This window comes from Kitasatospora sp. NPDC101801 (assembly GCF_044766665.1).
In the GTDB taxonomy this organism is placed as follows: Bacteria; Actinomycetota; Actinomycetes; order Streptomycetales; family Streptomycetaceae; genus Kitasatospora.
The window spans coordinates 1-25,124 of sequence record NZ_JBIWML010000056.1 but is presented as its reverse complement, the minus strand read 5'-3'; the positions used below and the strand labels follow the sequence as shown (position 1 = coordinate 25,124).

General features: G+C 72.0%; 27 protein-coding genes and 2 pseudogenes. 20 read left to right on the top strand and 9 right to left on the bottom strand.

The window, feature by feature from the left end; all coding sequences use genetic code 11:
- Positions 1-279: 279 nt before the first annotated feature.
- The 3 genes from ACIRPK_RS34320 to ACIRPK_RS34310 form a co-directional block, all read right to left on the bottom strand.
- A complete protein-coding gene (locus ACIRPK_RS34320; RefSeq protein ID WP_403046183.1) occupies positions 280-1,560 on the bottom strand; it encodes an acyltransferase family protein in 1,281 nt (426 codons plus the stop codon).
- 101 nt (positions 1,561-1,661) lie between these two features.
- The gene (locus ACIRPK_RS34315) at positions 1,662-2,249 is read right to left on the bottom strand and encodes a hypothetical protein (protein ID WP_403046181.1); all 588 of its coding nucleotides are present in this window, start codon (positions 2,247-2,249) and stop codon (positions 1,662-1,664) included.
- Positions 2,250-2,426: 177 nt separating this feature from the next.
- Positions 2,427-3,410, bottom strand: a complete 984-nt coding sequence (locus tag ACIRPK_RS34310; protein WP_403046178.1) for a hypothetical protein — start codon at positions 3,408-3,410, stop codon at positions 2,427-2,429.
- A 332-nt stretch (positions 3,411-3,742) separates the two neighbouring features.
- Here ACIRPK_RS34310 and ACIRPK_RS34305 point away from each other — a divergent pair, with 332 nt between their 5' ends.
- From ACIRPK_RS34305 to ACIRPK_RS34285, 5 genes are all read left to right on the top strand, one after another.
- On the top strand, positions 3,743-4,885 hold the full coding sequence (locus ACIRPK_RS34305; RefSeq protein ID WP_403046175.1) for an ATP-binding protein: 1,143 nt from the start codon (positions 3,743-3,745) through the stop codon (positions 4,883-4,885).
- A 109-nt stretch (positions 4,886-4,994) separates the two neighbouring features.
- On the top strand, positions 4,995-5,453 hold the full coding sequence (locus ACIRPK_RS34300) for a MarR family winged helix-turn-helix transcriptional regulator (protein WP_403046173.1): 459 nt from the start codon (positions 4,995-4,997) through the stop codon (positions 5,451-5,453).
- Positions 5,450-6,934, top strand: coding sequence for an MFS transporter (locus ACIRPK_RS34295; protein ID WP_403046171.1), 1,485 nt, complete (start codon positions 5,450-5,452; stop codon positions 6,932-6,934). The genes ACIRPK_RS34300 and ACIRPK_RS34295 overlap by 4 nt, the downstream gene beginning before the upstream one ends.
- Before the next feature lie 81 nt (positions 6,935-7,015).
- Positions 7,016-7,309, top strand: a complete 294-nt coding sequence (locus tag ACIRPK_RS34290; protein WP_403046170.1) for a DUF1330 domain-containing protein — start codon at positions 7,016-7,018, stop codon at positions 7,307-7,309.
- Between the two features lie 380 nt (positions 7,310-7,689).
- The gene (locus ACIRPK_RS34285) at positions 7,690-8,517 is read left to right on the top strand and encodes a ribonuclease BN (protein WP_403046167.1); all 828 of its coding nucleotides are present in this window, start codon (positions 7,690-7,692) and stop codon (positions 8,515-8,517) included.
- 291 nt (positions 8,518-8,808) lie between these two features.
- Here ACIRPK_RS34285 and ACIRPK_RS34280 read toward each other — a convergent pair whose 3' ends face one another.
- Positions 8,809-9,798, bottom strand: coding sequence for a GlxA family transcriptional regulator (locus ACIRPK_RS34280; protein WP_403046165.1), 990 nt, complete (start codon positions 9,796-9,798; stop codon positions 8,809-8,811).
- Between the two features lie 70 nt (positions 9,799-9,868).
- Between ACIRPK_RS34280 and ACIRPK_RS34275 the strand changes: the two genes are divergently transcribed.
- Positions 9,869-11,143 carry an MFS transporter gene (locus tag ACIRPK_RS34275; protein WP_403046163.1) on the top strand — a complete coding sequence of 425 codons (1,275 nt, stop codon included), beginning with the start codon at positions 9,869-9,871 and terminating at the stop codon, positions 11,141-11,143.
- A 47-nt stretch (positions 11,144-11,190) separates the two neighbouring features.
- On the opposite strand, the gene ACIRPK_RS34270 is transcribed toward ACIRPK_RS34275, so the two are convergent.
- Together ACIRPK_RS34270 and ACIRPK_RS34265 are read right to left on the bottom strand one after the other, a co-directional pair.
- Complete coding sequence (locus ACIRPK_RS34270) at positions 11,191-12,585, bottom strand: ParB/Srx family N-terminal domain-containing protein (RefSeq protein WP_403046161.1); 1,395 nt, start codon at positions 12,583-12,585, stop codon at positions 11,191-11,193.
- A 240-nt stretch (positions 12,586-12,825) separates the two neighbouring features.
- The gene (locus tag ACIRPK_RS34265; protein WP_403046159.1) at positions 12,826-13,179 is read right to left on the bottom strand and encodes a VOC family protein; all 354 of its coding nucleotides are present in this window, start codon (positions 13,177-13,179) and stop codon (positions 12,826-12,828) included.
- Positions 13,180-13,356: 177 nt separating this feature from the next.
- Here ACIRPK_RS34265 and ACIRPK_RS34260 point away from each other — a divergent pair, with 177 nt between their 5' ends.
- From ACIRPK_RS34260 to ACIRPK_RS34235, 6 genes are all read left to right on the top strand, one after another.
- On the top strand, positions 13,357-14,235 hold the full coding sequence (locus ACIRPK_RS34260) for a patatin-like phospholipase family protein (protein ID WP_403046156.1): 879 nt from the start codon (positions 13,357-13,359) through the stop codon (positions 14,233-14,235).
- A 74-nt stretch (positions 14,236-14,309) separates the two neighbouring features.
- A complete protein-coding gene (locus ACIRPK_RS34255; protein ID WP_403046153.1) occupies positions 14,310-15,338 on the top strand; it encodes a 1-acyl-sn-glycerol-3-phosphate acyltransferase in 1,029 nt (342 codons plus the stop codon).
- Between the two features lie 132 nt (positions 15,339-15,470).
- A complete protein-coding gene (locus ACIRPK_RS34250) occupies positions 15,471-16,028 on the top strand; it encodes a DUF421 domain-containing protein (protein ID WP_403046150.1) in 558 nt (185 codons plus the stop codon).
- Between the two features lie 83 nt (positions 16,029-16,111).
- Positions 16,112-16,504, top strand: a complete 393-nt coding sequence (locus ACIRPK_RS34245) for a hypothetical protein (protein ID WP_403046148.1) — start codon at positions 16,112-16,114, stop codon at positions 16,502-16,504.
- Positions 16,505-16,583: 79 nt separating this feature from the next.
- Positions 16,584-16,799, top strand: coding sequence for a hypothetical protein (locus tag ACIRPK_RS34240; protein ID WP_403046146.1), 216 nt, complete (start codon positions 16,584-16,586; stop codon positions 16,797-16,799).
- Positions 16,796-17,323 (top strand): phosphodiester glycosidase family protein, encoded by a 528-nt coding sequence (locus ACIRPK_RS34235; protein WP_403046143.1) that lies wholly within the window; start codon positions 16,796-16,798, stop codon positions 17,321-17,323. Before ACIRPK_RS34240 ends, ACIRPK_RS34235 begins: the two co-directional genes overlap by 4 nt.
- A gap of 119 nt (positions 17,324-17,442) precedes the next feature.
- On the opposite strand, the gene ACIRPK_RS34230 is transcribed toward ACIRPK_RS34235, so the two are convergent.
- Positions 17,443-17,901: an SRPBCC family protein gene (locus ACIRPK_RS34230; protein ID WP_403046141.1), complete on the bottom strand. Its 459-nt coding sequence runs from the start codon at positions 17,899-17,901 to the stop codon at positions 17,443-17,445.
- Between the two features lie 261 nt (positions 17,902-18,162).
- Here ACIRPK_RS34230 and ACIRPK_RS34225 point away from each other — a divergent pair.
- The 3 genes and pseudogenes from ACIRPK_RS34225 to ACIRPK_RS34215 all read left to right on the top strand — a co-directional run bounded on the left by ACIRPK_RS34225 (position 18,163) and on the right by ACIRPK_RS34215 (position 19,618).
- A pseudogene (locus ACIRPK_RS34225) lies at positions 18,163-18,420 on the top strand (DUF6296 family protein).
- Positions 18,421-18,448: 28 nt separating this feature from the next.
- Complete coding sequence (locus tag ACIRPK_RS34220) at positions 18,449-18,772, top strand: plasmid stabilization protein (RefSeq protein WP_403046139.1); 324 nt, start codon at positions 18,449-18,451, stop codon at positions 18,770-18,772.
- A gap of 237 nt (positions 18,773-19,009) precedes the next feature.
- Entirely contained in the window at positions 19,010-19,618 is a 609-nt protein-coding gene (locus ACIRPK_RS34215; protein WP_403046136.1) for a hypothetical protein, read from the top strand.
- 134 nt (positions 19,619-19,752) lie between these two features.
- Here ACIRPK_RS34215 and ACIRPK_RS34210 read toward each other — a convergent pair whose 3' ends face one another.
- Positions 19,753-20,484, bottom strand: coding sequence for an SDR family oxidoreductase (locus ACIRPK_RS34210; protein ID WP_403046133.1), 732 nt, complete (start codon positions 20,482-20,484; stop codon positions 19,753-19,755).
- 102 nt (positions 20,485-20,586) lie between these two features.
- Here ACIRPK_RS34210 and ACIRPK_RS34205 point away from each other — a divergent pair, with 102 nt between their 5' ends.
- Positions 20,587-21,072, top strand: a complete 486-nt coding sequence (locus ACIRPK_RS34205; protein WP_403046131.1) for an RrF2 family transcriptional regulator — start codon at positions 20,587-20,589, stop codon at positions 21,070-21,072.
- Positions 21,073-21,112: 40 nt separating this feature from the next.
- Positions 21,113-21,559 (top strand): annotated as a pseudogene (locus ACIRPK_RS34200) (helix-turn-helix domain-containing protein); the annotation flags it as partial.
- Between the two features lie 303 nt (positions 21,560-21,862).
- On the opposite strand, the gene ACIRPK_RS34195 reads toward ACIRPK_RS34200, so the two are convergent.
- Complete coding sequence (locus ACIRPK_RS34195) at positions 21,863-22,090, bottom strand: integrase core domain-containing protein (protein WP_403046128.1); 228 nt, start codon at positions 22,088-22,090, stop codon at positions 21,863-21,865.
- A 146-nt stretch (positions 22,091-22,236) separates the two neighbouring features.
- On the opposite strand from ACIRPK_RS34195, the gene ACIRPK_RS34190 reads away from it, so the two are divergent.
- From ACIRPK_RS34190 to ACIRPK_RS34180, 3 genes are all read left to right on the top strand, one after another.
- Positions 22,237-23,712, top strand: coding sequence for an NF041680 family putative transposase (locus ACIRPK_RS34190; protein ID WP_403046126.1), 1,476 nt, complete (start codon positions 22,237-22,239; stop codon positions 23,710-23,712).
- A 49-nt stretch (positions 23,713-23,761) separates the two neighbouring features.
- On the top strand, positions 23,762-24,331 hold the full coding sequence (locus tag ACIRPK_RS34185) for a DUF4262 domain-containing protein (RefSeq protein ID WP_403046124.1): 570 nt from the start codon (positions 23,762-23,764) through the stop codon (positions 24,329-24,331).
- A gap of 252 nt (positions 24,332-24,583) precedes the next feature.
- Positions 24,584-24,892 carry a hypothetical protein gene (locus ACIRPK_RS34180; protein ID WP_403046122.1) on the top strand — a complete coding sequence of 103 codons (309 nt, stop codon included), beginning with the start codon at positions 24,584-24,586 and terminating at the stop codon, positions 24,890-24,892.
- Positions 24,893-25,124 lie beyond the last annotated feature (232 nt).

Here is a 25,124-nt window from a genome sequence, read left to right as displayed (position 1 = left end):
GCCAGTGGCGGACGCCAACCGTTCGCGGCAGGCACGGCAGCAACCGGAGCCGGCTCCGGACGGGCGTTGCTCTGTGCCCCCGCAACGGGACAATCGTCCATCCGACCCCGGCGAAGCAGTGGCAGGGTCTGTCAGCCGACAGACCATACAGACCCAGTGGCAGTGGTCATAGGGTCGACGGTAACCCTGCTCTCGTCACGCGGGGGCTTGCTCCCGGTGGAGCCGCGCCCCGTGATCCCGGGTGGCTCGTCAACGCCCCGGCCGACGCCCGCTCTTGGCTCAGCTCGCGCCGGCGCTGGTAGACGGCAAGGCCTCGTCCGCAGGGGAGCCGATGTGCCCGTGGCGGTGCTGGGGTGGCGTGTGGTTGCCGGGCTTGCTTCCTCGTCGGAAGGGGAGGTGCCGCAGGTTCTTGAGGCGCATGGCAGGCTTCTCCACCAGGTGCCAGGAGAACATCGCGGCTGCCAGGGCCAGGCCCAGGGACGCCAGGGTGAAGAGGGGCAGGCCCCAGCGGGTGGTGCCGAAGGCGATCAGGGTCTGTTCCGCGACGAAGCCGTAGACATAGAGGCCGTAGGAGAAGTCGGCCCTGCTGCCGATCCGGGTGAGCGGGCGTGGGGTGTAGATCCCGGCCCAGACCATGAAGTAGACGAACGCGGGTAGTCCGTAGGTGGTCAGGCCGCCGGCGGTCAGGGCCAGGGCCAGGACCAGAGCGCTGACGACGCCCAGGGTCTTGTTCATGGGCAGCCGGTCGCGGTAGACCTCGACCGCGGCCCCCAGTCCGAACGTGAACATCAGCGGCAGCAGTTGGTCCATGCTGATGTAGCCCAGGTACGGCAGGTTCCAGGCGACGCCGGTGGGGCTGTACAGGTCCATCCGCAATGTGCCGGCCCGCAGAGCCATGTTCGCCAGGTAGAGCCATGCCGCCAAGAGCATCAGCAGGAGCAGGAGCCTGGAGCGTTGCAGGATGCCGAGCGCGGCCAGTGCGGCGACGACCATGTAACAGAGCAGTTCCAGCGGGAGCGACCACAGTGCCCCGTTGAAGGTTCCGGCCAGCCGGTTATGGGCCAGCAGCCCCGACAGGCCGTGCTGACGGACAGCCAGGGACCAGTTCGCCTGGAGGTACTGCCAGGGGCCTTCGGAGTGGGAGAAGTAGGTGCGCATCGGCATGCCGTCGTGCAGTGCCACCGCGGGGCCGACCACGAAGGCTGTCACCACAAGGCAGAGCCAGAGGCCCGGCATGATCCGCAGGAAACGGTGCCAGGCGAACTGGCGGGTGGTGATCCGGTTCGCGCTGCGGGTGATCAGCATGCCGGAGACAGCGAAGAAGCCAAGAACGGCGAAGCCACCGATCTCGGTCTGTTTCTGCCAGGTGTAATAGAACGGCCCGTGCCCGCCGAAACCCAGGACCCGTGCGTGTGCCACGATCACGGCCGTCGACAGCAGCAGCCGGATCAGGCCGAAGCCGTTCTGCCGACCGGACCAGACATCGGCAAGAGTACGGCGGCGCCCGCGTTCGTGACGAGCCCGGCCGCATCCCCTGGCGGGGGCAGCCTGCAGTGACATGGGAGAACCTCTCGAGAGCGTGGTGCTGCCCTCGGGAGGCAGATCGCAGTATTGGGGAGTATGCGACTAGCTCGCGCAGCTCCCGCGCTCGTCTGTCCGCTTCACACGACTGACGGGCTGGCTCCGCTGACCGTGAGTCTCGGATATCGGCGCAGGTCAGCGGTCGGCGCGGGCAGCCTGACGGTCGACCGCTCCGGCTCCCGGCCCTGAGCCAGGCTCACACCATCGAGTGGACTTTCCTGCCTCGGGACGGGGACGATCCGGCGGTCGAGGAACAGCACCTGATGGGCGACGTGATCGCCTCGGGTGAGGCGGTTGAAGAGGTTTGGCCAGTCGAGCTGTCGGCGGACCTGCTGGACGAGCAGTTGATCGGGCAGGTGGTCGACCGTGCCCGCGTGAGCGGGCTCCAGTCGACCGGCGGGGGTGGGCTTCCGCAGCAACTGACCAAGCGAGTGCTGGAGGGCGAGATCAAAGGCCACCCCGGCTACGAGAGGCACGACCGGGCCGACGCGGGCAGCGACAACAGCTGTCACGGCGTCCGCGCCGAGACCGTGCGGGCCGACGTCGCGCTGGTCGAGATCGAGGTACCCCGCGAGCAGCTTCGAGCCGCAGATCGTCAGGAATTGCCAGCGGAGCTTGACCGGCGTCGACGAGAGGGTGCTGTCACCGTCCGCCCGGGACTGACGCACGGTGACATCCGCGCAGCTGGCCGAGGTTTACGGGGCGCGCATGTCCGGGTCGACCGTCTGTACCATCACCGACAACGTGTTGTCGGCGCGCACCAGCGACCGGGTGATGGAGGGACGGACCATCCGGCGGCCCGCTCCCGCACTGCCCACACCGGATCCCCGAAGACCGAACAAGCTTCAGCCCACCGTCGACGCCTCGTCGTGCAGGAGGTTGTCGGCAGCCAGGACGTCACCCGCGACGGGTGATCCCGAGGCGCGCCGGAGGGCGCCGACGGCAGGGTCGGAGAACGAGACGTGAAGCGTGTAGCGCGGCGGTCCGGTGATGGTGTTGTGGGCGTCGACGGGCGGGAAGAGCCCCCGGGCCACGGTGAGGCCGCTGTAGCCCGGGCAGAGGGCCGCGACGGGGAACGTCACCAGAGCGGACACGGGGCTGATTCGGCGGCCGTCCGCAGTGGGTTCGGTGTCGTCGTCGTACGTGACCGGCAGGTGGTGCGCCGCGCCGACCAGTCCGTCCGGGCCCTCGATCTCCACGGCGACGCCCTCGGGGCCGAGCGGCCGAGCGAGGTCCAGCGGCCCGGTCGGGCCGGGGGAGATCAGCAGGCCGACCTCGAGGATGCCGGGATCGTTCGCCGACTGCGAGCTGAACCCGTGTGAACCGAGGTCGAGTGCCGGCCCCGGGGTGCGGGGCCGCCCGCTCCCGGTGGCAGGTGGCAGGGTGAAGTGGTGGAAGCCCTTGGTGCCGCACTTCCCGCCGGGGAAGATCCCGCCGCCGGGGAGCGCGGCATCCGCCGACGGCCGCACCGCGAGCGGCAGGGGCGGAGCGGACCGGTCATCGGTGTGTGGCTCCCGGCCGCCCCAACTCGCCAGCGCCAGCAGCGCGGTCAGCCCGCAGAGCACCGCCAGCGCGATCCGTCCCCGGCGGTCCAGCCAGCCGGACCAGCGCGAGGTGCGGGGGAGGTGGGGTGACCACCGGCGGCCGCCGGGGTCGACCGGCTCTTGGAGCCGCCACTGCGCCGAGAGCATCCGGGTGCGGGCGGACGGCTCCCGGACAGTGGCGCCGTGGACGAAGTTCTCGTCCAACAACAGTCCCTCGAACGGGTCGCCGCCGGTCGGTTCCGGTCGGTCGAACGAGGACGGGTGGGGGTCATCGGCTATCGGCACGGCCGCAAGTATGCCGCAACCGTGATCATGGCCCGCGCTGCCGTCCGGGTGCGGTTGGGGAAGGCCGTGCCGGGTGTCTGACGGGCCTTCGGATCGGGGCCGAAAGTTTTCTGGATCGGGGACCTCGGGACCGCCCGGAAGGGTGTCGTGCGAGGCGTTGCGGGGGGCGTGGCCGTGACGCGGTGACCGCCCGCACCCACGGTGGCCGACCGCTGTCGGGGGGCTGTCGCAGGGGCTGTCCCGGTCTTCGTCAAACATACTCTGACCTGGTCTTTTGATGGATTTCGCCTAGGCTGTGGAACCTCTGCAGGACACCTTCGGAGGGGAACATCGTGAGCGAGGGAACCAACAAGTACGACGCCAGTCACATCCAGGTGCTGGAGGGGCTGGACGCAGTGCGGAAGCGGCCCGGGATGTACGTCGGCTCGACCGACGAACGCGGACTGCGCAACGTGGTGTTCAGTGCGGCCGACCGGGCCGTGGGGGAGGTCCTGTCCGGCCGGGCCGGGCGGGTGGAGGTCACGCTCACCGCCGACGGCGGTGTGTACGTGACCGACGACGGGCCGGGTGCGCCCATCGACGAAATGCGGGACGCCCCCGTTCGCCGCAGCCTCAAGGAGGAGCTGACCGTGTTGTCGGGCGGCTGGGGTTTCGGGCTCGAACTTGCGGTCGTCAACGCCCTGTCGAGCCGCCTGACGGCGGAGGTGCGGTGCGACGGAGTCCGCTGGGTCCAGGAGTACGTCCGCGGTGTCGCGGTCGCCCCGCCGGTGAACGCGGGGCCGACGGTCGGTCAGGGGACCACCATCGCCTTCTGGCCCGACACCGAGATCTTCGGGACGGCGGAGGTCTCCTTCGACGCCCTGCTGGACCGCTTCCGGGAACTGGCGTTCGTCAACCCGGGACTGGACATCTCCCTGACGGACCGTCGCCTCCCGGGTGCGTCCCGCTCGGAGCGGCTCCGGTTCCCCGGCGGGGTACGGGACTTCGTGAGCTTCCTGGGCGAGCAGGCGGGAGAGCCGGTGCACCCGGAGGTGATCGGCTTCGAGCAGGAGGGGGCACCGGTCGCCGGGGAGGTGGCGGTGGCGGTGGCGCTGCGGTGGTGCGACTCCCCGGAGGAGCGGATCCGGAGCTTCGCCAACTCCTGGGCCACGCCGGGCGGTGGCACACACCAGGAGGGATTCCGTGCGGGTGTGGCCGCCGCAGTGAACGCGTACGCGCGTACGCAGCGGCTGCTGGCGGAGGCCGACCCCGATCTCGGCACCGAGCGGATCGGCGAGGGCCTGACGGCCGTCGTGGCGGTGAAGGTCGACCGGCTCGGGTTCGAGGGGCCCCTGCGTGACCGGCTGGGCAACACGGAGGCGCGCGACCGAGTCGAACGGGCCGTCCGGGAATACCTCGGCGGCTGGCTGACGGCGCATCCGGAGCAGGCGGCAGCGATCGTCGGCCGGCTCGTCCGGGGTGCCCACCAGGGCTGAGCGGCAGTCGACCGCCCCCGACCGGGCGCGGAGCAGGCCGGGCGGGGGCGGGTGGCTTCGCATTAGGGGGATGCATAAAGAGTTCATATAAATCCGCTATGCTTCGGGCATGAGTCGCCGAGACGCCGCGAACGGCGCTTCCGATGCCATCGGGTCAGCCCTCTACGGCCTGGCCACCAGGGCGGTGAGACGCCTTCCCCGCGACCTGAGCCTGACGTCCGCCGCCACCCTGGCCACCCTGGACAAGACCGGCCCGCGACGGATCACCGATCTGGCGGTGGCCGAGGGCGTCACCCAGCCCGCGATGACCGTGCTGGTCCGGGTGATGGAGGAATCCGGGCTGGTCGAGCGGAAGGGCGATCCGTCCGACAGGCGGGTCACGCTGGTCTGCCTGACCGAGGCCGGCGCGTCGTACGTCCGGACCCGACGTCAGGCGGGCGTCGACGCGTACGCGCGGTTGATCGACGAACTCACCGGTGACGAGGTCGAGGCCCTGGCGGCAGCCCTTCCGGCGCTGCTGCGTCTGGCGGAGCTCGAGAGCCACGCCCGGGAGGGGGCGGACCGATGACCGCGGCCCGGGCTCATGACCAGCCCACGCGCACTGCCCCGACACGTTCCGAGGTACGTCTGCTGGTCCCCGCACTGGTGTTCGTCGCCCTGGTCGTGGCGGCGGTCGCCAGCCTCGGGACGCCGCTCGTCACCAGCGTGGCGACCACGTTCCAGGTCTCCCTCGACAGCGCGCAGTGGACGCTGACCATCGCCCTGCTCAGCGGCGCCGTCGCCACACCCGTCCTCGGCCGGCTCGGAGCCGGTCCGCACCGGCGGGCCACGATACTCGCCACGCTGGTGATCGTCGTCGTCGGCAGCGCGCTCACCGTGCTGCCGCTGCCGTTCGCCTGGCTGCTCGTGGGCCGAGCGGCCCAAGGTGTCGGGCTCGGTCTCACGGCGCTGATGATGGGCGTGGCCCGCGACCATCTTCCGGAGGAGCGCAGCGCGGCCACGATCGCCCTGATCTCGGTGGTCTCCATCATCGGAGCCGGCGTCGGCTACCCGCTGGCCGCGCTGCTCGCCGAGTTCGGCGGACTGCGGGCCGCGTACGGCCTCGGCCTGCTCGTCACCGCCATCGCTTTCGTGATCGCGTGGCGCGCCATGCCCGCCGCTCCCGAAGGCCGATCCGCTCACCTGAACGTGGCCGGTGCGCTCGTCATGGCGGGCGCAGTGTTCCTGGTCCTGTTCCTGGCCGGCGAGCGGAGTCTGTGGAGCCGGCACCTCGCGGTGGCGGCGACACTGGCCGTCGTCGCCGTTCTGCTGCTCTTCGTCTGGACCGTTTCCGAACTGCGTACCAGGACGCCGCTGGTGGACGTCCGGGCGGTACGGCATCCGGCGGTCGCGGGGGCGAACATCGCCATGTTCGTGGGCGGGAGCGGTATGTACCTCCTGCTCACCCTCGTCACCCGGTACGCGCAGACACCGCACAGCGCCGGCTACGGCTTCGGGCTGACCACCTTCGTGGCGGGGCTGGTCCTCATCCCGTTCTCCGTGCTGGGGTTCGTCGCCGGCAAGCTCACCCCGCTGGTCCGGATGCGGATCGACGGCCCGCTGGTGCTGGCCGGGAGCGCCGTCATTGTCGGCGGCGGGTTCGTCCTGTTCGCCACCGCCCGGTCCGACCTGGCCGAACTGCTCGCGGCCATGGGCGTGCTGGGTTTCGGTGTCGGCAGCTTCTCGGCCGCCATGCCCGGCGTCATCCTGGCCGCCACGCCCAGGAGCGAGACGTCGAGCGCCATGAGCTTCAACTACGTCGTCCGCAGCGTCGGGTACTCCCTGGGCAGCGCCATCGGCGGTCTGGTGCTGGCCGCCGGTACCGCCACGGGCCGGCTGTTCCCGGACGAGGACGCCTACACGACTGCGGCACTGGTCGGCGTCGCCGCGATGGCGGTCACGACGGCGGCTGGCCTCGCGCTCGCCCGCCGGCGTTCTCCCGGGACCGATCCGAGCACCGCCCCGGTCGGGGTGTCGGGCCCGGGCCGGTCGGGTCGGACCGGAGGCTGAGCACCGAAGCCGTCCGCATTCGAGGCCGGCTCCGTCGGCCGAGCAGGTTTCCGTCCATCAGTTCCGAACAGAGGAGGCATCGTGGCCAAGGGTTACTGGGTCAGCGCCTACCGCTCCATCGCGGACCCCGAGAAGCTGGCTGCCTACAACAAGCTGGCCGGCCCAGCCGTCAAGGCCGGAGGCGGGCGGGTACTCGCCCGTGACGGCCGGGTCGTCGCACACGACGCCGGAGTCGCCGGGCGCACCATCCTGATCGAGTTCGACAGCTTCGAACAGGCGGTCGCCGCACATGCGAGTGCGGCCTACCAGGAGGCGCTGGCCGTACTTGCCGACGGCGTCGAGCGCGACTTCCGCATCATCGAGGGCCTCGACTGACGTTCGGGGCCGCGTCGGCGAACAGCTCGGCCGGGTGCGCCCGCCGGCAGTCGGTCCGGGGCCGCGTCAGGCGTCGATCCGGGCCAGCAGGAGGTTCGGGTCCTGGAGGGTGGCGAAGGCGGCGCTGGTGACGTGGACGGTGCTCCCGGCACGCGGAGGAGGTCCGGGCCCGACGGGCTGCTCCCTGAGGGATGCCGAGCGGCCGACCCGGGGACCGGGCCAGACGGGCGCTGTCGCCGCCGGATCGCGCGGCCGATGTGGCATCGTGTCACCGGTGCGTTGCCAAGAGTCAGCTGATGCCCTTTCGGGTAAGCGGTCCTGCGGTCGGGGCCGGTACGAGGTGCGTTCGGCGCCGCGCGGACGGAAGGCCGGGTGAGCGCGTGAGACCGGCGTCGATCGGGCCGTACGTGGAGCACCTCGCCAAGGCGGTGTGGCAGCGCGGCCGGGAGATCGAACTGCTGCACCGGGCGGTGGCCTTCGCCGGGCTGTGCTTCGTCACCCTGGTGCCGCTGCTCATCGTGATCGCGGCCGCCTCGCCGACCCGGGGCATCGGGATCGCCGACTGGATCATCGACGGGCTTGGGCTGTCCGGGACTTCGGCGCAGGCGGTGGACGACCTGTTCTCGTCCCGGCGCGACGTGCTGAGCACCACCACCGCGCTCGGTCTGGCCGCCCTCTCGGTCTTCGGGATCTCGCTGATGACCGCCGTCCAGAACGCCTACGAGCGGATCTGGCGGCTGGAGTCCGCCGCCTGGCACGCGGCGTGGCGGCAGGTGATCGCGCTGGCCGGCCTGATCGGGTACATCCTGGTCGCCGCCTGGAGCGGGGTGCCCTGGCACGGCACCGCCGCGCAGCCCGCGCTCCGGGCCACGGCCACGCTGGTCGGCGGGGTGCTGCTGTTCTGGTGGCTGCAGCACCTGCTGCTCGGCTCCCGGGTCGGTTGGCGCACCCTGCTGCCCGGCGCGGTCGCCACGGTCGCGGCGCTGGCGGGCCTGCGGGTGTTCTCCCGGCTGGTCTTCGCGCCGCTGATCGCGTCCAACGCCATCACCTACGGCGTGATCGGCACCGTCTTCGTGGTGCAGTCCTGGCTGATCGGGGTCGGGTACTGCGTCTACGCCGGCGCCCTGGCGGGTGAAGCGCTGCACCACGCGCACCTGTCGGGGCACCGGCGCGGCCGGGAGCCGCGCGGGCCGGGTGCGGCAGGGTGACGGGGCAGCGCCGGTGCCCGGCCCTGCCCCCGGGGTGGGAGGGCTGCTTCCCGGTGCTCCAGGCCGACTTGGTCCACGGGGTGGTGGGGGCGAACCGGGTGGTGTCGAGGTTGATGTCGGCCTAGAACACGCCGAGGTTGTCGCCGTCGCCGTCGGTGTCGACCGTGATGGTGACGTCCGTGTCGTTGTTGCGGAGGTAGGGCGAGACCCCGTCACGGGACCACTGTCCGGACTCTTCATCAGCTGATGGGACCGATCGGAGGCGCGGCGTCGCTCCGCTCGCTCCAGGGCCTACGCGGCCTGGTTGGCGCGGAAGGCGCGCCGGTAGGCGGCGGGCGTGGTGCGCAGCGCCTCGTGGAAGCGACGGCGCAGGTTGACGGCCGAGGAGAGGCCGACCCGGTGGGCGATGGTCTCCACCGGGAGGTCGGTCTCCTCCAGCAGGGCCCGGGTGGCGGCGATCCGACGGTCCATCAGCCAGCGGCCGGGGCTGATGCCCAGCTGCTCGGTGAAGCGCCGGGTCAGGGTGCGGGCCGAGACCTGGGAGTGGGCCGCCATCTCGGCGACGCTGACCGGCTGGTCCAGCCGGCCGGCCAGCCAGTCGAGCAGCGGGGCCAGGGAGTCGGTGACCGGGCCGGTGGTGGGCAGTTCGGCGTACTGCAGCTGGCAGCCCTCGCGGTGCGGCGGCATCACCAGCTGCCGGGCGATCCGCATCGCGTACGCGGCGCCGTGGTCGGTGCGCACCAGGTGCAGGCAGAGGTCCACGCCGGCCGCCGAACCGGCGCTGGTGGCGACGTCGCCGTGGTCCAGGTAGATCACCGCCGGGTCGACCAGGACCCGGGGGAAGCGGGCGGCCAGCTCGGCGGCCTGGGCCCAGTGGGTGGCGGCCCGGCGGCCGTCCAGCAGCCCGGCGGAGGCGAGCACGAAGGAGCCCGAGCAGAGGCTGACGATCCGCGCGCCGCGCCCGTGCGCCCGGAGCACCGCCGCGACCACCGCCGGGGGCACCTCGGTGCCGGCCGGCTGGTGCCAGCCGGGGATCAGCACGGTGTCCGCGCGCTCCAGCGCGTCCAGGCCCGCCGTGACCAGCAGCTCGTAGCCGGCCAGGGTGCGGACCGGCCCTGGGTGCTCGGTGCAGACCTCGAAGCTGTAGGGGGCGGGTACCGCCTGGCCGTGGTCGGCGAACACCTCGGTCGCGCAGGCCAGCGGGAAGGTCGACTGCGGGGGCTGCAGCAGGGCCACCACCCGGTGCGGCGGCGGGGACGGGGCCAGGTGCGGAGGTGTCATGGCGGGAAAGTACCCCATCATGTCGTTCCGGACACTGGGGTGGTCGCCCGCCGCGCACCAGGATCGACGCGTGACCATCACCGCGCAGCCGCACAGCCGTACTCAACCACCGCCCGCCCGGCCCCCGTTGTGGGACCGGCGCTTCACGCTCTACTTCACCGCCCGCACGGTCTCGCTGATCGGCGACGCGATGCTGCCGGTGGCCGCCGCGCTCGCGGTCGGCACCCTGTACGGGATCTCCGGCGTCGGCTTCGTGCTCGGCACCTGGACCGGGACGTTCGTCCTGCTGGTGCTGTTCGGCGGGGTGTTCGCCGACCGGTTCGGCGCGCGGCGGATGATGGTCGGCGCCGACCTCGCCCGGGTGTTCACCCAAGGGGTGCTGGCGGTCGCGTTCTTCGTCGGGCCGCCGCCGTTCTGGCTGCTGGTGGCGATGGCGGCGCTGGCCGGTGCGGCCGTCGCGATGTTCCTGCCCGGGGTGAACGGGATGGTCCCGCTGGTCGCGAGCGAGCCGCAGCGGGCCAACGGGACGCTGAAAGTGGCCGACGCGCTCGCCCACCTGCTCGGCCCCGCCCTGGCCGGGGTGCTGGTCACCTGGACCGGCGCGGTGACGGTGTACGCGATCGACGCCGGCACCTTCGCGCTCAGCGCCCTGTGCCTGGGGCTGATCCGGTTGGCCCCCACGGCCGAGGCCAACTCGGCTGCGCGAAGCGGGAGTTCGATGCTCCGTGAGCTGCGCCAGGGCTGGCGGGAGTTCCGGGCGCGGACCTGGATGTGGGCGGTGATCGTGACCTGGCTGGTCTTCGGCGTGCTGGTCTTCGGCCCGCTGGTCCCGCTCGGCTCGGCGGTGGTCAACGCCCGGCTCGGCCCGAACGCCTACGGCCTGGCGGTCTCCTGCCTCGGCGTCGGCACGGTGCTCGGCGGTCTGCTGGCGGTCCGGCTGCGCCCGACCCGGCCGCTGGCCGCCGGGGCGGTGGCGCTGGTGCTGTACGCCGCGCTGCCGCTCGGCGTGGCACTGGGCTCCGGCCTGCCCTGGCTGCTGGCGGGCCACGCGTTGGGCGGCGGCGGTCTGGCGTTCTGGTCGGTGATGTGGGCGACCAGCGTGCAGACGCACACGCCGCCCGCGGTGCTCAACCGGGTCACCGCGTACGAGCTGGCCGGGTCGGTGTCCGGGATCGCGCTCGGCCAGATCCTGGCCGGGCCGGCCACCGGACTGGCTTCCCCCGAGCGGCTGTTGCTGGTGTCCGGGGCCGCCTGCCTGGTGGGGTGTGCGGTGCTGCTGGCGGTCCCGGCGATCCGTACGCTGCGCCGGGCGGTTCCAGAGCTCGGCCCGGCCGGGAACGGCTGATGGCCGCCCCCTTCCGAAGGGGACGGCCATCGGGTGGTAGCGCGGGTTCAGGAGGTCGGGTTGCCGACCAGCTGGAGCGGGCCGTTCAGGGTGTTCGGCGTGCAGCCCGGGCCGGTGAGGGTGAGGTGGTCGCGGGTGTTCACGATGCTCATCGGGCCGGTGAGGACGGTGCCGCAGAGCTGGACGGTGGCCGCGCCGACCGCCTGGACGGGCCCGGTGACCGAGGAGCCCTTGACGACCAGGCTCGCCCCGGCGCGGACCACGATCGGACCGGTCTGCTGGGCGTCGGTCAGGCAGGTGGTGCCGTTCGAGACCACCAGCGGGCCGGTGCGGCGGCCGGTGACCGTGGTGGTGCAGGCCGGGCCGGTGGGGACCTTCGCACGGAAGTCCAGGGCGTAGGCCAGCTTGCCGGGCTTGGCCTCGGTGATCGGGGCGCTGAGCTTGCCGAACTCGCCGCCGGTCGGCTTCTTGCCGGCGTTCCAGGGGCTGAGGCGCCCGAGCTCGGCGGCGGTACGGCCGTCGGCGGCGACCACGGCGTCCCCCGGGAGGGCGGACATCGCCTGCGAGGCGGTGCGGACGGCCGCCAGGTAGGAGGCGGAGTCGGTGGTGTCGTACGAGCCGGGCAGGCCGATGCCCTGGCCGCGCAGCCAGTCGCCCCAGGTGAACTCGAGGTACTCGGCGGCGTCGGCGGGCACCGTGTAGCCGATGTCGCGGGTGAAGTAGACCAGGCTGCGGTACGGGTCGTCGTGGAAGTACGCCAGGCCCAGGTGGGGCGGCAGTTGCTCGACGGTGACCGGCTGGTTCTTCTCATCGAGCAGGCGGACCCAGCGGTGCTCCTGCATGGCCTGCCAGAAGGCCGCCTGCGAGAGCGTGCCGTAGTTGGCCTGGACGATCAGGCGGATGTGCAGGCCGGGACCGCCGTCCGGGGCCTCCAGGAAGGAGGTCAGGGTGTGGTGACCGTCCGTCAGGTAGAGCGCGCCGCCCGGGCCCACCACGACGGTCTTCATCTCGGCCCGGCCGGCGGCGGTCTCCTGGCCCAGCGTGACGGTGCAGGTGAAGCTGGTCGGGTCGGCCAGCCGCGCGCCCGGCTGGACGGTGGCGGCCACGCCCTGGCCGTTGGTCTCGCACCAGTCGTCGAAACGCTTGTTGACGTTGCCGTTCAGCTCGTCCTTGGCGGAGGTGTAGCGGCCGAGCTTGTAGTACACCTCGTCGTAGCCGACCGCCGACTGGGTCGGGCGGAGCTGATCGAGCGTCACGTCCAGCAGGTCACCGGGCTGGGCCTTCAACGCCGCACCCGGCGTCGGCGCGGTGGCCGCACCCGCGGGGGCGGCCAGGCAGGTCAGACCGCCCAGCGCGAGCGCACCCGCGGCAGCGGCGGCGAGCACGCCGCGACCCGGGCGGCGGTGCTGCGGGGACGGCGCGGGGGCGGGGCCGGTGCTCATGGGTTCTCCTGCGGATCGGCGGCTGAAAGCAATCGCTGCTGGCGCACATCCACCCATCACCTGCGGCTCAACCGGTGGCCGCAGGGTGATCCGGAGATGGCGAAGGCATGAACCCTGTGAACCGGCGGCCCTGACCGGCCCTCAGGACACGGCTCCGCTGGACCCGGCGGGGGCTGACGTCCCGGCAGGTCGGTGCCTTCGCGGCGGTGCTTCTGCGGCGGTGCCTTCGCGGCGGTGCCGTCAGGCGGGCTGCCAGAGTTCGATCCGGTTGCCCTCGGGGTCGGTGACCCAGCCGAAGCTGCCGACGCCCGCCATCTCCTGGGTCTCCGCCGCGACGTCGGCCCCCTTGGCGCGCAGCTGCGCGAGCATCGCCGCCAGGTCGCGGACCCGGAAGTTGAGCATGGTCTGCTGGGCGGGGGAGCCGAAGTAGTCGGTGTCGGACTCGAAGGCCGCGAACACCGTCGGCCCGGCCTCCTGCCGCCAGAGGCCGTTCCCGTCGGCGTCCAGGCCCAGGCAGTCGCGGTACCAGGCGCTCAGGGCGACCGGGTCGGCGGCGCGCAGGAAGTGTCCACCGATGCCAAGCACTCGTTCCATCCGGCCATCCTGCCAGCACGGCGCCCCGGGTGTGCTGCCGACGGTCCGTCAACCGTCCGGCCCCGTGGGCACCGGACGGGCCGATCGCCCGATCGGCGGCCACGTCGCGACAGCGCCGCCCGCCCGGCCGACGATGGGCGGACGCGGGTCTTCGACGCCCGCATCCCTGGAGGCACCATGAACGACCCGGGCCCGGACCCGACGCAGCCCACCACCGCGTTCGTGCTCGGGGGTGGCGGCGGCCTGGGCGGGTTCCAGGCCGGCATGCTCCGAGCCCTGTTCGAGCGCGGGATCAAGCCCGACCTGATCGTCGGGACCTCGATCGGCAGCATGCAGGGCGCGATCGTCGCGGCGAACCCGACGCTCTCCGCCTGCATCCAGCTGGACGAGTTCTGGGAGGACTTCGTCACCATGCGGGTGATGCGACCGCGCCTGCGGGGCTTCCTGAGCAACGCCCGGCACGTCCGCGCGGGGCTCACCACCAACGATCCGGTGGTCGGACTCATCACCCGGCACCTCGGGGCGGGCACCCGGTTCGAGGACCTGCACGTCCCGTTCCAGTGCGCGGCGACCTCGATCGAGGACGCCTGCGTCCGGTACTTCGAGCGCGGACCGCTGCAGCCCGCGCTGCTCGCCTCGACCACCGTGCCCGGGCTGTGGCCACCGGTACGGATCGAAGGGCGGCACTACCTCGACGGCGGGCTGGTGGACAGCCTGCCGGTCGGCCGGGCGACGAGCCTCGGGGCGACCACGGTCTACGTCCTGCAGCTGCGGCAGACCGACACCGCGCTCACGGTGCCCACCATGCCCTGGCAGCTGGTCCAGGTGGCGTTCGAGGCCAGCCGGCGCAACCAGGTACTCTCCGAGCTCGCCCGCAGCCGCCCCGGCGTCACCGTCCACGTGCTGCCGAGCGGCGAGGACGGCGTGGTGCGCAAGGCGGCCGCCCCCTGGACCTCGGTCCGCCAGGAGCTCCAGGACATCCGCCGGCGGATCACGGTCGGCTACGACTCCGCCCGGGCCTACCTGGACACCACCCACGCGACCGTCCGGGCGTGACGGACGGCTGCTCCACCTCGAAGCGGCCCGGGCGGGCCGGGGACGCGCGGTCGGTCGGAAAGGGTGCTGGACGGATGACGAACGAGGCTGCGCCGACGCTGGTCCCGGCCGTGCCGTACGCGGGCACCCGCAGGGCGGCGGGCCGCGCGGCGGGTGTGCTGGCCGAGATCGCGGCGCTGGTCGGGGGAGCCGCCCTCGTGCTGTCGGCGGCCCCCGTCCTGGTCCTGCTGCGGCTCCTGCTGCCGGTGCTGCCCGGGCCGGTCCGGGCGGTGGCCCGGCTGGTCCTGCTGTACGGCGTGTACCTGGTGGTCTTCGAGCTGCCCGTGCTCTGGGCGGTGCTGCGGCTGCGGGTCACCCCGCCGCCCGCCGGGCAAGGGCAGTTCCAGACCCACCTGCCGGTCCTGCGCCGGGCGAGCGCCCGCTTCTTCGGGCCGGGGCTGACCGCGCTCGGCCTCCGGCCGCAGGTGGAGCAGCCGGTGCTGGACCCGGACCGGCCGGTGGTGCTGTTGATGCGTCATGCCGGTGTGCTGAACACCCAGCTGGCCCTGCACTTCATGGTCAACCGGCTGGAGCGGGTGCCGCACGCGATCTGCAAGCGCGCGGTGACCGCCGACCCCGCGCTGGCGGCGCTGATCCGTCCGCTCGCCCTGTACCCCATCCGCTGGGACACGGCGGGGCGGTTCCGGGCGCTGCGTCACCTGATGGGCATCGGACGGGAGCTCGGGGCCGGCGACGTCGCCGTGGTCTTCCCGGAGGGCACGAACTTCAGCCGCCGCCGGCAGCGCAGGTCCGCCGCCGGGGCGGAGGGCGCGGTGGCCGGGGGCTGCGTGCTCCCGGCGATGTCGGGCGGGGCCCGTGCGGTGCTCGCCGCCGCCCCGGAGGCCCAGATCGTGTTCGTGGGGCACACCGGGCTGGAGGACCTGCTGCCCTGGCGGCTGGGCGCGGGGTACCCGTCGTCGGGCCGGGGCCGCTTCCGGGTCGCCTGCTGGAGCGTCGAGCGCAGTGAAGTCCCCCGGGGCAAGGACGAGTTCGCCCGCTGGCTGGACCTGCAGTGGGTGGCGATGGACCGCTGGGTCCGGGCGGCCAGGGCGGAGCGCGGCTGACCCGGCGGGGCTCGCCCGTGCGGCCGACCGGCAGGCACCGGTGCGAGGGGGCAGCGAGCCGACGTGCCCGGATGGTGGACCCGGCGGTGCGCCTGCCGGGGGCGGCGGTCGGTGCTGCCTAGGGTCGGCCCAATGTGGCAGGACATGTTCCACGCGGGTGTCCCCTACGCCGAGAAGACGGTCCGTACGGTCGCGGTCTACCTCGCGCTGCTGGTGCTGCTGCGCCTGGTCGGCAAACGCGGGCTGGCCCAGCTCAACACCTTCGACCTGGTGGTCATGCTGCTGCTCTCCAACGTGGTGCAGAACGCGGTCATCGGTGACGACAACTCGCTCAGCGGCGGACTGTTCGGCGCGGTGGTGCTGCTGTTCGCCGACTCGGTGCTGGTCCGGCAGGCGGCCCGCTGGCCGAGGTTCAACCGGCTGTTCCAGGGCACCGAGACGGTGCTGGCCCGGGACGGTCGGTACGACCATCAGATGATCCGCCGTCAGGGGCTGCGGACCGCCGACCTGGACGTCGCCGTGCACCACCAGGGCGGTGACGGTATCGAGGAGGCGGCCCTGGTGGTGCTGGAGCCTGGCGGCACGCTGCTGGTCGAACTCCGGCCCGGCGACCAGGTGGCGGACAAGGACGACGTGGCCGCGCTGCGCGCCCTGCTGGCGCGGATCGAGGCCCGGCTGCCGGCCGGCTGAACCCGCGGATCGCGGTTCGCAGATCGCGCCGGCGGGCGGCGTGGCGCTCCGGCGGCTCCGGGCCGGCCCCGCACAGTGTCCGCATGAGGCGTGCCACCCGAGTCACCACCCTGCTCACCCTGGTTGCGGTCGTGGTGGGAGCGGGGACCGTCGCGTCCCGGGCCGAGGCGGGGTCAGGCCCGCTCCGCGAGCTGGTGGTTCCCGGTGTGGAGTACCAGGCGTTCACCGTCCCGGCCTCGCACGGGGCGGCCGGGGTGCACGTGGTGACAGCCCGGCTGGACCGGGCGGGGGTGCGGGCGGGCCTGCTGCACGCCGGTGCGGTCTCGGCCCGCAGGCCGGTCTCGGCGATGGCACGGGACCGGGGGACCGTCGCCGCGGTCAACGGCGAATTCTTCCACCTGACCGTGGCCGGCACCCCGGGGTGCCGGCCACGGGAGCACCGTCGGGTCCCGCGGTCCTGGACGGGCTGCCGCTGAAGGGTGCGGTCCCGACGGCGCAGCGGTTCGGCTGGGCGATGCCGCCCGGGGGCAGCGTGCAGGACGTCTTCGGGTGGGCGTGGACGGCAGGGCACGGCTGGGCCGGCTGGTGCTGCACGGGTCGATCCGGACGGCGGACGGAGCGGCGGAACTCGGGGGCCTCAACCAGTACGCGCTGCCGGTCGGCGGCATCGGGGCGTTCACCCCGGCGTGGGGTGCGGCCTCCCGGGCCCGCGCGGCCTGCGGCAGCGACGAGCGCCGGGCCGACCCCTGCACCGGGGACACCCGGAGGTGACGATCCGCCAGGGAGCGGTGGTGGCGGTCTCGGAGGCGCCGGGGGCCGGGGAGATCCCGTCCGGCACCACCGTGCTGCTCGGCCGGGAGGCGGGCGCCCGGCGCCTGCGCGAGCTGACGGTGGGTACGCCGGTCGAGGTCGGGTACGACCTCGATGCCGGGGCGACGGTGCCGTGCGCGTTCGCCCTGGGCGCGCACCCGCTGGTGACGGACCGTCAGTCACTGCCCGGCCTGGACACCGTCACGGCCGAGCCCCGGGCGGCGGTCGGCATCGCGGAGGACGGCCGCGTCCTGCACCTGCTGTCCACCGACGGCCGGGGAGGTTCCTCCAGCGGGCTGACCGTTGCCGAACTGGCGGACGTCCTGCGCTCGCTTGGCTGCGAGCAGGCGGCGTACCTGGACGGGGGCGGATCGGCCACCCTGGTCACCCGGGGTGCGGGCGGGGTGGCCGTTCGCAACGACCTGGACCAGGGGCAGGAGCGGCCGGTGCCGAACGGGATCGGCATCTCCGCCACCGGTTCCTGACGCCACGATCGCGCCCCACCTTGAGCGGGACCCACTGCTCACCGGACGGAGCCCGCGCCGGTCGGCGCGGGTGTGGCCCCGGGAGGGTGAACTCCCGGGGACACACCCGCGCGTGATGGTCAGGCCGGGGTGATCCGGCCCCGCCAGCCGCCGGTCTCGTGGCCGCGTTCCTCGATGAAGGCCTTGAACCGTTCGAGGTCGCCCTTGACCCGGCGGTCGAGGACGCCGAACAGCTCGCCCGCCTGCTCCGTGATGCCCTCGGGCTGGAAGTTCATCGCCAGGCTGACCTTGGTGTGGTCGGCGTCGATGGGCTGGAAGGTGACCATGCCCATCTGCCGGACCTCACCGCCGACGGTGCGCCAGGCGACGCGCTCGTCGGGCCTCTGGTCCACGATCTCGGCGTCGAACTCCCGCTCCGCACCGGCGATGCTGGTCCGCCAGTGGGTCCGTCGGTCGTCGAGCTGCCTGACCTCCCGGACCCCCGCCATGAACTTCGGGAACTCCTCGAACTGCGTCCACTGGTTGTAGGCGGTGTGCAGCGGGACGTCGACGTCGATCGACTCCTTGACCATGTTCATCGCTTCTCCTCCTCGGACGTGTCGGTAACCGGGCCCTCCGATCCCGTCGCCCCGCCTGCCCCGCCCGTGGCCGCCCAATCCGGCAGCCGGCCATCGCTTCGTGCGCGGTCCGTCGGTCCGGCGCTCGGAGGGACGGATTCCGGATGGCCGGGCAGGCGCGGTGCGAGCCGTCGTCGCGGGGTGGTGTTTGGCCGAGGGCAGCTCGGGCAGGCGCCCTTCGGGACGGTCCCGGCCGGCGGGTGACGGAAGAGGGTGTGCGTCATGGGTGTGCGGCGATTCGCCCTTGCCTTCCCGGGCGATCCTGGCTCCCACGGGGGCCAGGACGTCGTGGTCGTCGAGCGGACCGGTGCGCTCGGTCCGGGCGGCCACCCGGTGTAGGCGGACCGGTCGGGGATCGTCCGCGCCGAGATCAGCGACCGTGGCGAGGTGCGGATGCTCGCCAGCGGGGGACACCAGATGCCGCGCACGCCGATGGTGCCGGAGCGGCTTCCCGATGGACCGGCCGTGCGGCACGACTGAGTCGGCCGCCGATGGAGAGGAGGGCGTCGTGCCCCGTGGATCGAGCCCCAAGCGGGAACGTCAGTACGAGCACATCAAGGACAGCGCACTGGAGCGCGGCGAGAGCGAGCAGCGGGCGGAGGAGATCGCGGCCCGGACGGTGAACAAGGAGCGGGCCCGGCACGGCGAGTCGAAGACGGCCAGCCGCTCGTCGCTGCACGACGTGTCCTCCGGTCACCGGGGCGGCAAGCGCTCGCACTCCGGGGCGCAGGGTCCGACCTACAACCAGCTGTACAACGAGGCCAGGCAGCGCAACATCCACGGCCGTTCGAAGATGAACAAGAAGCAGCTCGAACACGCCCTCGGTCGCTGAGCCGTCGGTGCGGCCGCGTTTCGGCCAATCTGAAAGTGGGTCAGTTCGTGGGCACTGCTGTGGGATGACTCGACGGCGGGGTGAGCGACAGGGATCAGATCCGGACATGCGTGCGAGTCCGGCTTGCTGACGATCCGTCAGGGTGTGTGGGAATCGTGCTATAAAAACGGCGATCATGTGACCGCATGATCATTCCTCGCGGTCGCCACCACACCGATCGCGTCCTTTGGGAGACCCATGTCCGTCCTGAGCCCACTGCACCGGATCAGCAGTCTCGTCGCACGCACCACCTTCGCCCTGGCGGCGGTGACCGCCCTGCTCCTCGCCGGCGTCACCGTCGCGCCCGCAGGCTCGGCGCACGCCGCCGGCCTCGACGGCACCTGGGCCTGCAGCGTCCCGGCCGGCTACACCTATGACCAGGTCCAGCAGACTCGCCAGTGCAGCGGCGGCGCCAGCTGGACGTCCACCGTCTTCCGCCTGCGCACCCCCGCCGAGGGCGTGCTGTCGTGCACCCCGGTCGACGGCTTCGTGTACGACAACGTCACGCTCGGCAGCGCCTGCGCCCAGACCGGCCCGCAGGCCCCCAGCTACCGGCTGCGGACCCCGGTCGACGGCCTGACCGCCTGTGGTGTGAAGCCCGGCTGGACCTACGACCTGATCACGTACACCACCGCGTGCAGCACCACCTCCGGTGTCCCGGCCACGACCTACCGCAACCGCGTCCCGGTCAACGGCCTGTGGGCCTGCTGGGCGCCGGCCGGCTGGACCTACACCGCGACCAGCAGCACCTTCGACTGCAGCCTCACCAGCGGCGTGCCGTCCACCAAGTACCGCATCGCGCACTGACGGTGGTTGACGAAGGCCCGGCCCGCCGACGGCGGGCCGGGCCTTCGTGCTGTGACCGACGGAGCGTCACCGGAAGTCCCCGGCCGCCACCGAGGGGTGGTGGTGACGGACCCGCAGGTCCGATGCGGGGGTGATCAGCGGTCGAGCCAGTCCCGGTAGTGGGTGGACGCCAGGCGGGCGTCGGGGCCGGGGGTGAGGGCGTCGCCGCGGACGGCGGCGAACAGGCCCGCCTGGTCGTCGAGGAGCACGGGGCGCCGGTCGCCGCGCGCGGCGAGGGTCAGGCGGCCGATCTCGTCGAGCGTGAACCGGTCGGGGCCCGCGACGTCCAGGATCCCGTCGAGCGGCGCGGCGGTGGCCACGTCGGCGAGCGCCGTGACCACGTCGGCGCTGGCGATCGGCTGGAGCGGGGTCGCCGGCAGCCGGACCGCGGTCTCGTCCGAACTCCAGGACATGGTCGGCTCCATGAACTCGAAGAACTGGGTGGCGCGCACGATCGAGTACGGCGTCGGGCCGCCGCGCAGCAGCTGCTCCTGGAGGACCTTGGCGCGGTAGTAGTCCAGCTCGGTGACCTGGTCGACGCCGACGATGGAGAGCACGACCTGGTGGCGCACCCCGGCCCGCTCGCCCGCGGCGAGCAGGTTGCCCATGGTGGTGCGGAAGAAGTCGACGGACCGGGCGTCGAAGGTGGGGGAGTTGGTCACGTTGACGACGGTGTCGGCGTCGGTGAGTGCCTTGTCGACTCCCGCCCCCGTGAGCAGGTCGACGCCGGAGGACAGCGACGCGGTAGTGACCTGGTGGCCGCGCGCGGTCAGTTCGGTGGCGAGCTGGGAGCCGATCAGGCCGGTGCCGATGACGGTGATCCTCATGACGTGCCTCCTTCGTGGGCCGAGCATCCGCGACGGGAACTCGGACAGTTTATGTCCGAGATGATACTCGGATATTCTGGGTCCGAGTCAAATGGAGGCGGGATGAAGCTGTCCGGTGGCGTGGAGTGGGCGCTGCACTGCTGCGTGGTGCTGACCACGGCCGGCGAACCGGTGCCGGCGGCCCGGCTGGCCGCGCTGCACGACGTGTCGCCGAGCTACCTCGCCAAGCAGATGCAGGCGCTGTCCCGGGCGGGACTGGTGCACTCGGTGCAGGGCAAGACCGGTGGGTACGTCCTCGCCAGGCCCGCCCAGGAGGTCACCCTGCTGGACGTGGTGCAGGCCGTGGACGGGGCCGACCCCGCTTTCGTCTGCACCGAGATCCGCCGGCGCGGCCCGTTGGGGACGCCGCCCGAGCAGTGCACGCGGCAGTGCCCGATCGCCCGCGCGATGGGAGCGGCCGACGCGGCGTGGCGGGCGTCCCTGGCCGCCGTCACCGTCGCGGATCTGGCCGCGTCGGTGCGGGACGAGAGCGGGCCCGAGGCGCTGCCGAGGATCGGCGCCTGGCTGAGCGGGGGCCCGGCCGCCTAGTGTGACGCGCCGGAAGTCCTGATGGTTGGTCAGTACTCTGATGCCATGTCGGGTTCGGGGCCGTCCGCTGTGCCGATCGCGTTGTCCGAGGCCGAGAGGGCTGAGTTGGTGCCGTCGGGCAAAGCCGCCGCAGCGGCGCTTGGCCGAGAAGGCACGGATCATCCTGGCCTGCGCTGAAGGTGCGTCGAATGCGGCTGTCGGACGAGCCGTCGGCGTTCGGCCCAAGACGGTGGGGAAGTGGTGCCGGGTCTTCGCCGCAGAGCGGGTCGCGGGTCTGGAGGACGCCGGCCGGATCGGCCGCCCCAAGGCCGAGCTGGTCCTGGACGGTGCCGAGCGGCGGCAGTTGACGCACTGGGCACGGCGGGCGAAGACCGCGCAGTTCCTCGCGTTGCGGGCCAGGATCGGCCTGCGGTGCGCCGAGGGCGGGACGAACCAGCAGGCCGCGACCGACCTGGTCATCGGCAGGTCGACCGTGGACCGCTGGCGCGCCCGGTTCCTCACCCACCGCCTGGAGGGCCTGCAGGACGAACCCCGCTCGGGCGGCCACCTTGGATTCTTCTCGACCGGGTCGAGGAGGTCGTCATCGCCACTCTGGAATCGCCCGCGGGCAGGGACACGCACTGGTCACGGGCCTCGATGGCCCAACGCGCCGGTTTGTCGAAGCCGAACATCGGCCGGATCTGGAAGAAAGAACCGTTCCGGTTTTGGTGGAGATCTCAGGTTGTGGTTGTGGTGGTCTCGTATTCGGCGGGGGGACGTGGACTGTCTCACGGTGGAGCCTGCGGTGGCATTACCAGTCGGTCCACTCGGCTGTGGCGAGTTCGACCTGGGCGAGGGTCTTCCAGGGTGGGCCGGGTTTGATCAGCTCCGTTTTGTAGAGGCCGATGGCGGATTCCATCAGGGTGTTGTCGTAGGCATCGCCGACGGATCCGATCGAGGCGGCGATGCCGGCGGTGTCCAGGTGCTCGGCGGGCCGGAAGCTCGTGTATCGCTTGGGTTCAACCAGTCGTTGCAACACCGGCTCTGACCTTGTGATTTATCCAACGAGCTCGAACAAACAGGCTCGGTAATCACTCGTCCGGGTGTTCACGGGACGTGTATGCAGCCTTGGCATGATCCTGAACTCGACCAAGAGAAACAGGACTTGACGCGAAGGCTGTACTGGTGATTGTGGTGGAACAGGGCGGGCAGTGCGAGCCGTTCGCGGAGCTGTCACGCTTCCGGGGGGTCTTCTACGACTGCCTGACCGGACGGCGCGACGCGCTGTTCGAGCTCACGGACGCGCTGCTGTGCACCGACGGGCCGGTGAAGACCTTGGTGGGCCTGGCGCTCGCCCCGGAGCACCGTCGCGGACACGGGGCCCTGTACGGCGCGCTGAACCGAGGCCGGCTGGACGTTGAGCGGCTCCGAACCGCGCTGGCCTGCCTGCCGCTGCCCCGGGCGGCAGACGGCCGGCTGGTGCTGGCGGTGGACGTGTCGCCGTGGTTGCGGCCCGACGCCGACACGGGCGATGCCCGCTCGTTCTGTCACACCTACGGCCGGGGCGAGAGCAAGCACCTGATGATCGTGGGCTGGCCGTACTCGTGGGTCGTGGCCCTGGAATCGGGCCGGACTTCGTGGGTCGCGCCGCTGGACGCGGTGCGGCTGCGGCCGGGCGACGACCTCGCGGCGGTGACCGCCGCGCAGCTGCGGGGCCTGGTTGAGCGTCTGGTCGCCGCCGGCCAGTGGAAGCAGGGCGACCCTGCGGTGTGGATCGTGGCCGACGCGGGCTACGACGTGATGCGTCTGTCCTGGCTCCTGCGGGACCTGCCCGTTGAGGTCCTGGGAAGACTGCGCTCGGACCGGGTGATGCGGCGCCCGGCACCCACCCGCGCGGAGTTCGCCCTGGCCAACCCGGCAGGGGGCCGGCCGCCCAAGCACGGCGGCGAGTTCATCTTCAAGGACGCCAGGACCTGGGGCGCCCCGGACGCGGAGACAAAGACGGAGACCACCCGCTACGGCACCGCCCACGCCCAGAGCTGGGACCGGCTCCACCCCGAACTCCAGCAGCGCGCCGCCTGGCGGGACCACCCCAGCAAGCTCCCGGTCATCGAGGGCACCGTGATCCGCCTCCAGGTCGACCACTTGCCCAGCGGCGGTGACCCCAAGCCCTTGTGGCTGTGGTGGTCACGACCGATAGCCGGCCCGGCGGACACAGACCTGGCGTGGCAGATCTTCCTTCGGCGGTTCGACATCGAGCACTTCTTCAGAATGATCAAGCAGATACTCGGCTGGACCGCACCGAGGCTGCGAGAGGCCGAAGCGGCGGACCGCTGGACCTGGCTGATCGTGGCCGCGTACACCCAGCTCCGCCTCGCCCGCCCCTTGGCCGTCGATCTACGACGCCCGTGGGAGAAGCCGGCCGAACCGAACAGGCTCACCCCCGCCCGGGTCCGCCGCGGGTTCCGACACCTGCAGGCGAAGGCACCGACGCCGGCAGCAGTGCCGAAACCCTCCCGGCCCGGTCCCGGACGCCCACCCGGCTCGAAGAACCGACGCCCAGCCAACCGCTACGACGCAGGACTGATCCTGGCCACCGGCGAGCCCTACCGCAGACCGGCCCACCACAAGATCGGCACCAAACCACGCCGCACCGGATGAATCACAAGCTCAGCAGGACTACCTGTCACTGATCTGCTTGGATACCGGGGTGCCCAACCTGATCTCGACTTCTTCGTGCCCCTGCGTGCTCTGTGATCCCGTGGCCTCCGCGACCCTCCGCGCGCGCCGACAGCGGACAAAGCACTGGTCCTCGGAGATGGCGCACGTCCGCGAGCACGGCTGGCACGTGGTTGGCGTGGGTGGCGGAGAGGACGTGTCGGACTGGGCCTTCACCGTCGGCCTGTGGCACTCATACCGGATTCCGGAGGTCGCCATGTTCGGCCTGGAAGTGCGTGGGCTGATGCACTGGGTCGGCGCTGCTGCCGCGCGTCTGCGAGACGGTGCATCAACGGAGTCCGGCGCACTGCTTGCCGATGTCATCGAGGGCTACGAGCTCAGGCTTCATCCGGTGGATGCCAGTTGGCACCTTCCCCTGTTCGGCACCGCTGTCGGCTTCTACCGACGAAGCCCCGTCCAGGTGGTCCAGCTGGTCTGGCCCGACCGGGAACACCGCTGGCCCTCGGATGACCAGGCCAGCCCGGGGTGTCGCGCCCAGCCCAGCCTGTGGCTTCCAGTCGATGAACACCCAAAGGGCGTCTGGACCGAAGAGGCCCTCTGAGGAGATCAGGCCCCCGTCCACCCAGTCGGGTCGTTGGAGGGACGTTAAACCACAAGCTGACCGGCGACATTAGCGATCGCCTAGGAACAACGTTCAACTCCGCTGACCATCGCCGCAGGACAGCCAGTGCCCTCGATCAGGGGAGAAGCCCCGACATCGGTGCGTTCTACACTGGCGGACCGGCGCTGTACAAGGCCAACAGCGGATCGATCAAGTACGGACAGCGAGGGCTGGCGAATGGTACGAAGCTCCTTGGCAACCGATGATCCGCACAAGGAGTCGGACGCCGCACTGCTGCGGGGCTGCCTGACCTTCGTCCTGGTGGGTGCATCAGTGCTGGGCCTGCTCCTGGGCTTTGCCGCCACGCTGGAGGAGGAGGACCCGGTCGGGACGCCGAACTCCGGTCACCTCGGCTTCGGGCTCCTGGCGAACGGGGTGACCGTCCTGCTCGCCGCCGGTGGAGTCGGGGCCTCCCGGAAGTGGTCCACCCGAGCGCTGCCGGTGCTGGTCCTGGCCGCGGCGCTCTACCGGACGGTCCACGTCTGGACCCTCGCGCACTGACCGGTCGAGCCTGAGGTTCCACCAACTCTCCGCCCGTATCCGGGGACTTTCACCCTCGGGTACGGACCGCAGAAGTGACCGCCGGGCTTGGAATCGTCGAAATCGCCAAGGGCACCGATCGTGCCGTGCGGTCCGAGCGGAAGTTGTCAAGTCAAATGAGACGGTTTGATGCTATGCGGGCTGTTGTGCTGGTTCTGTCTCTCGCTTCGGTTCGTTGATCCAGGCCTGCTCG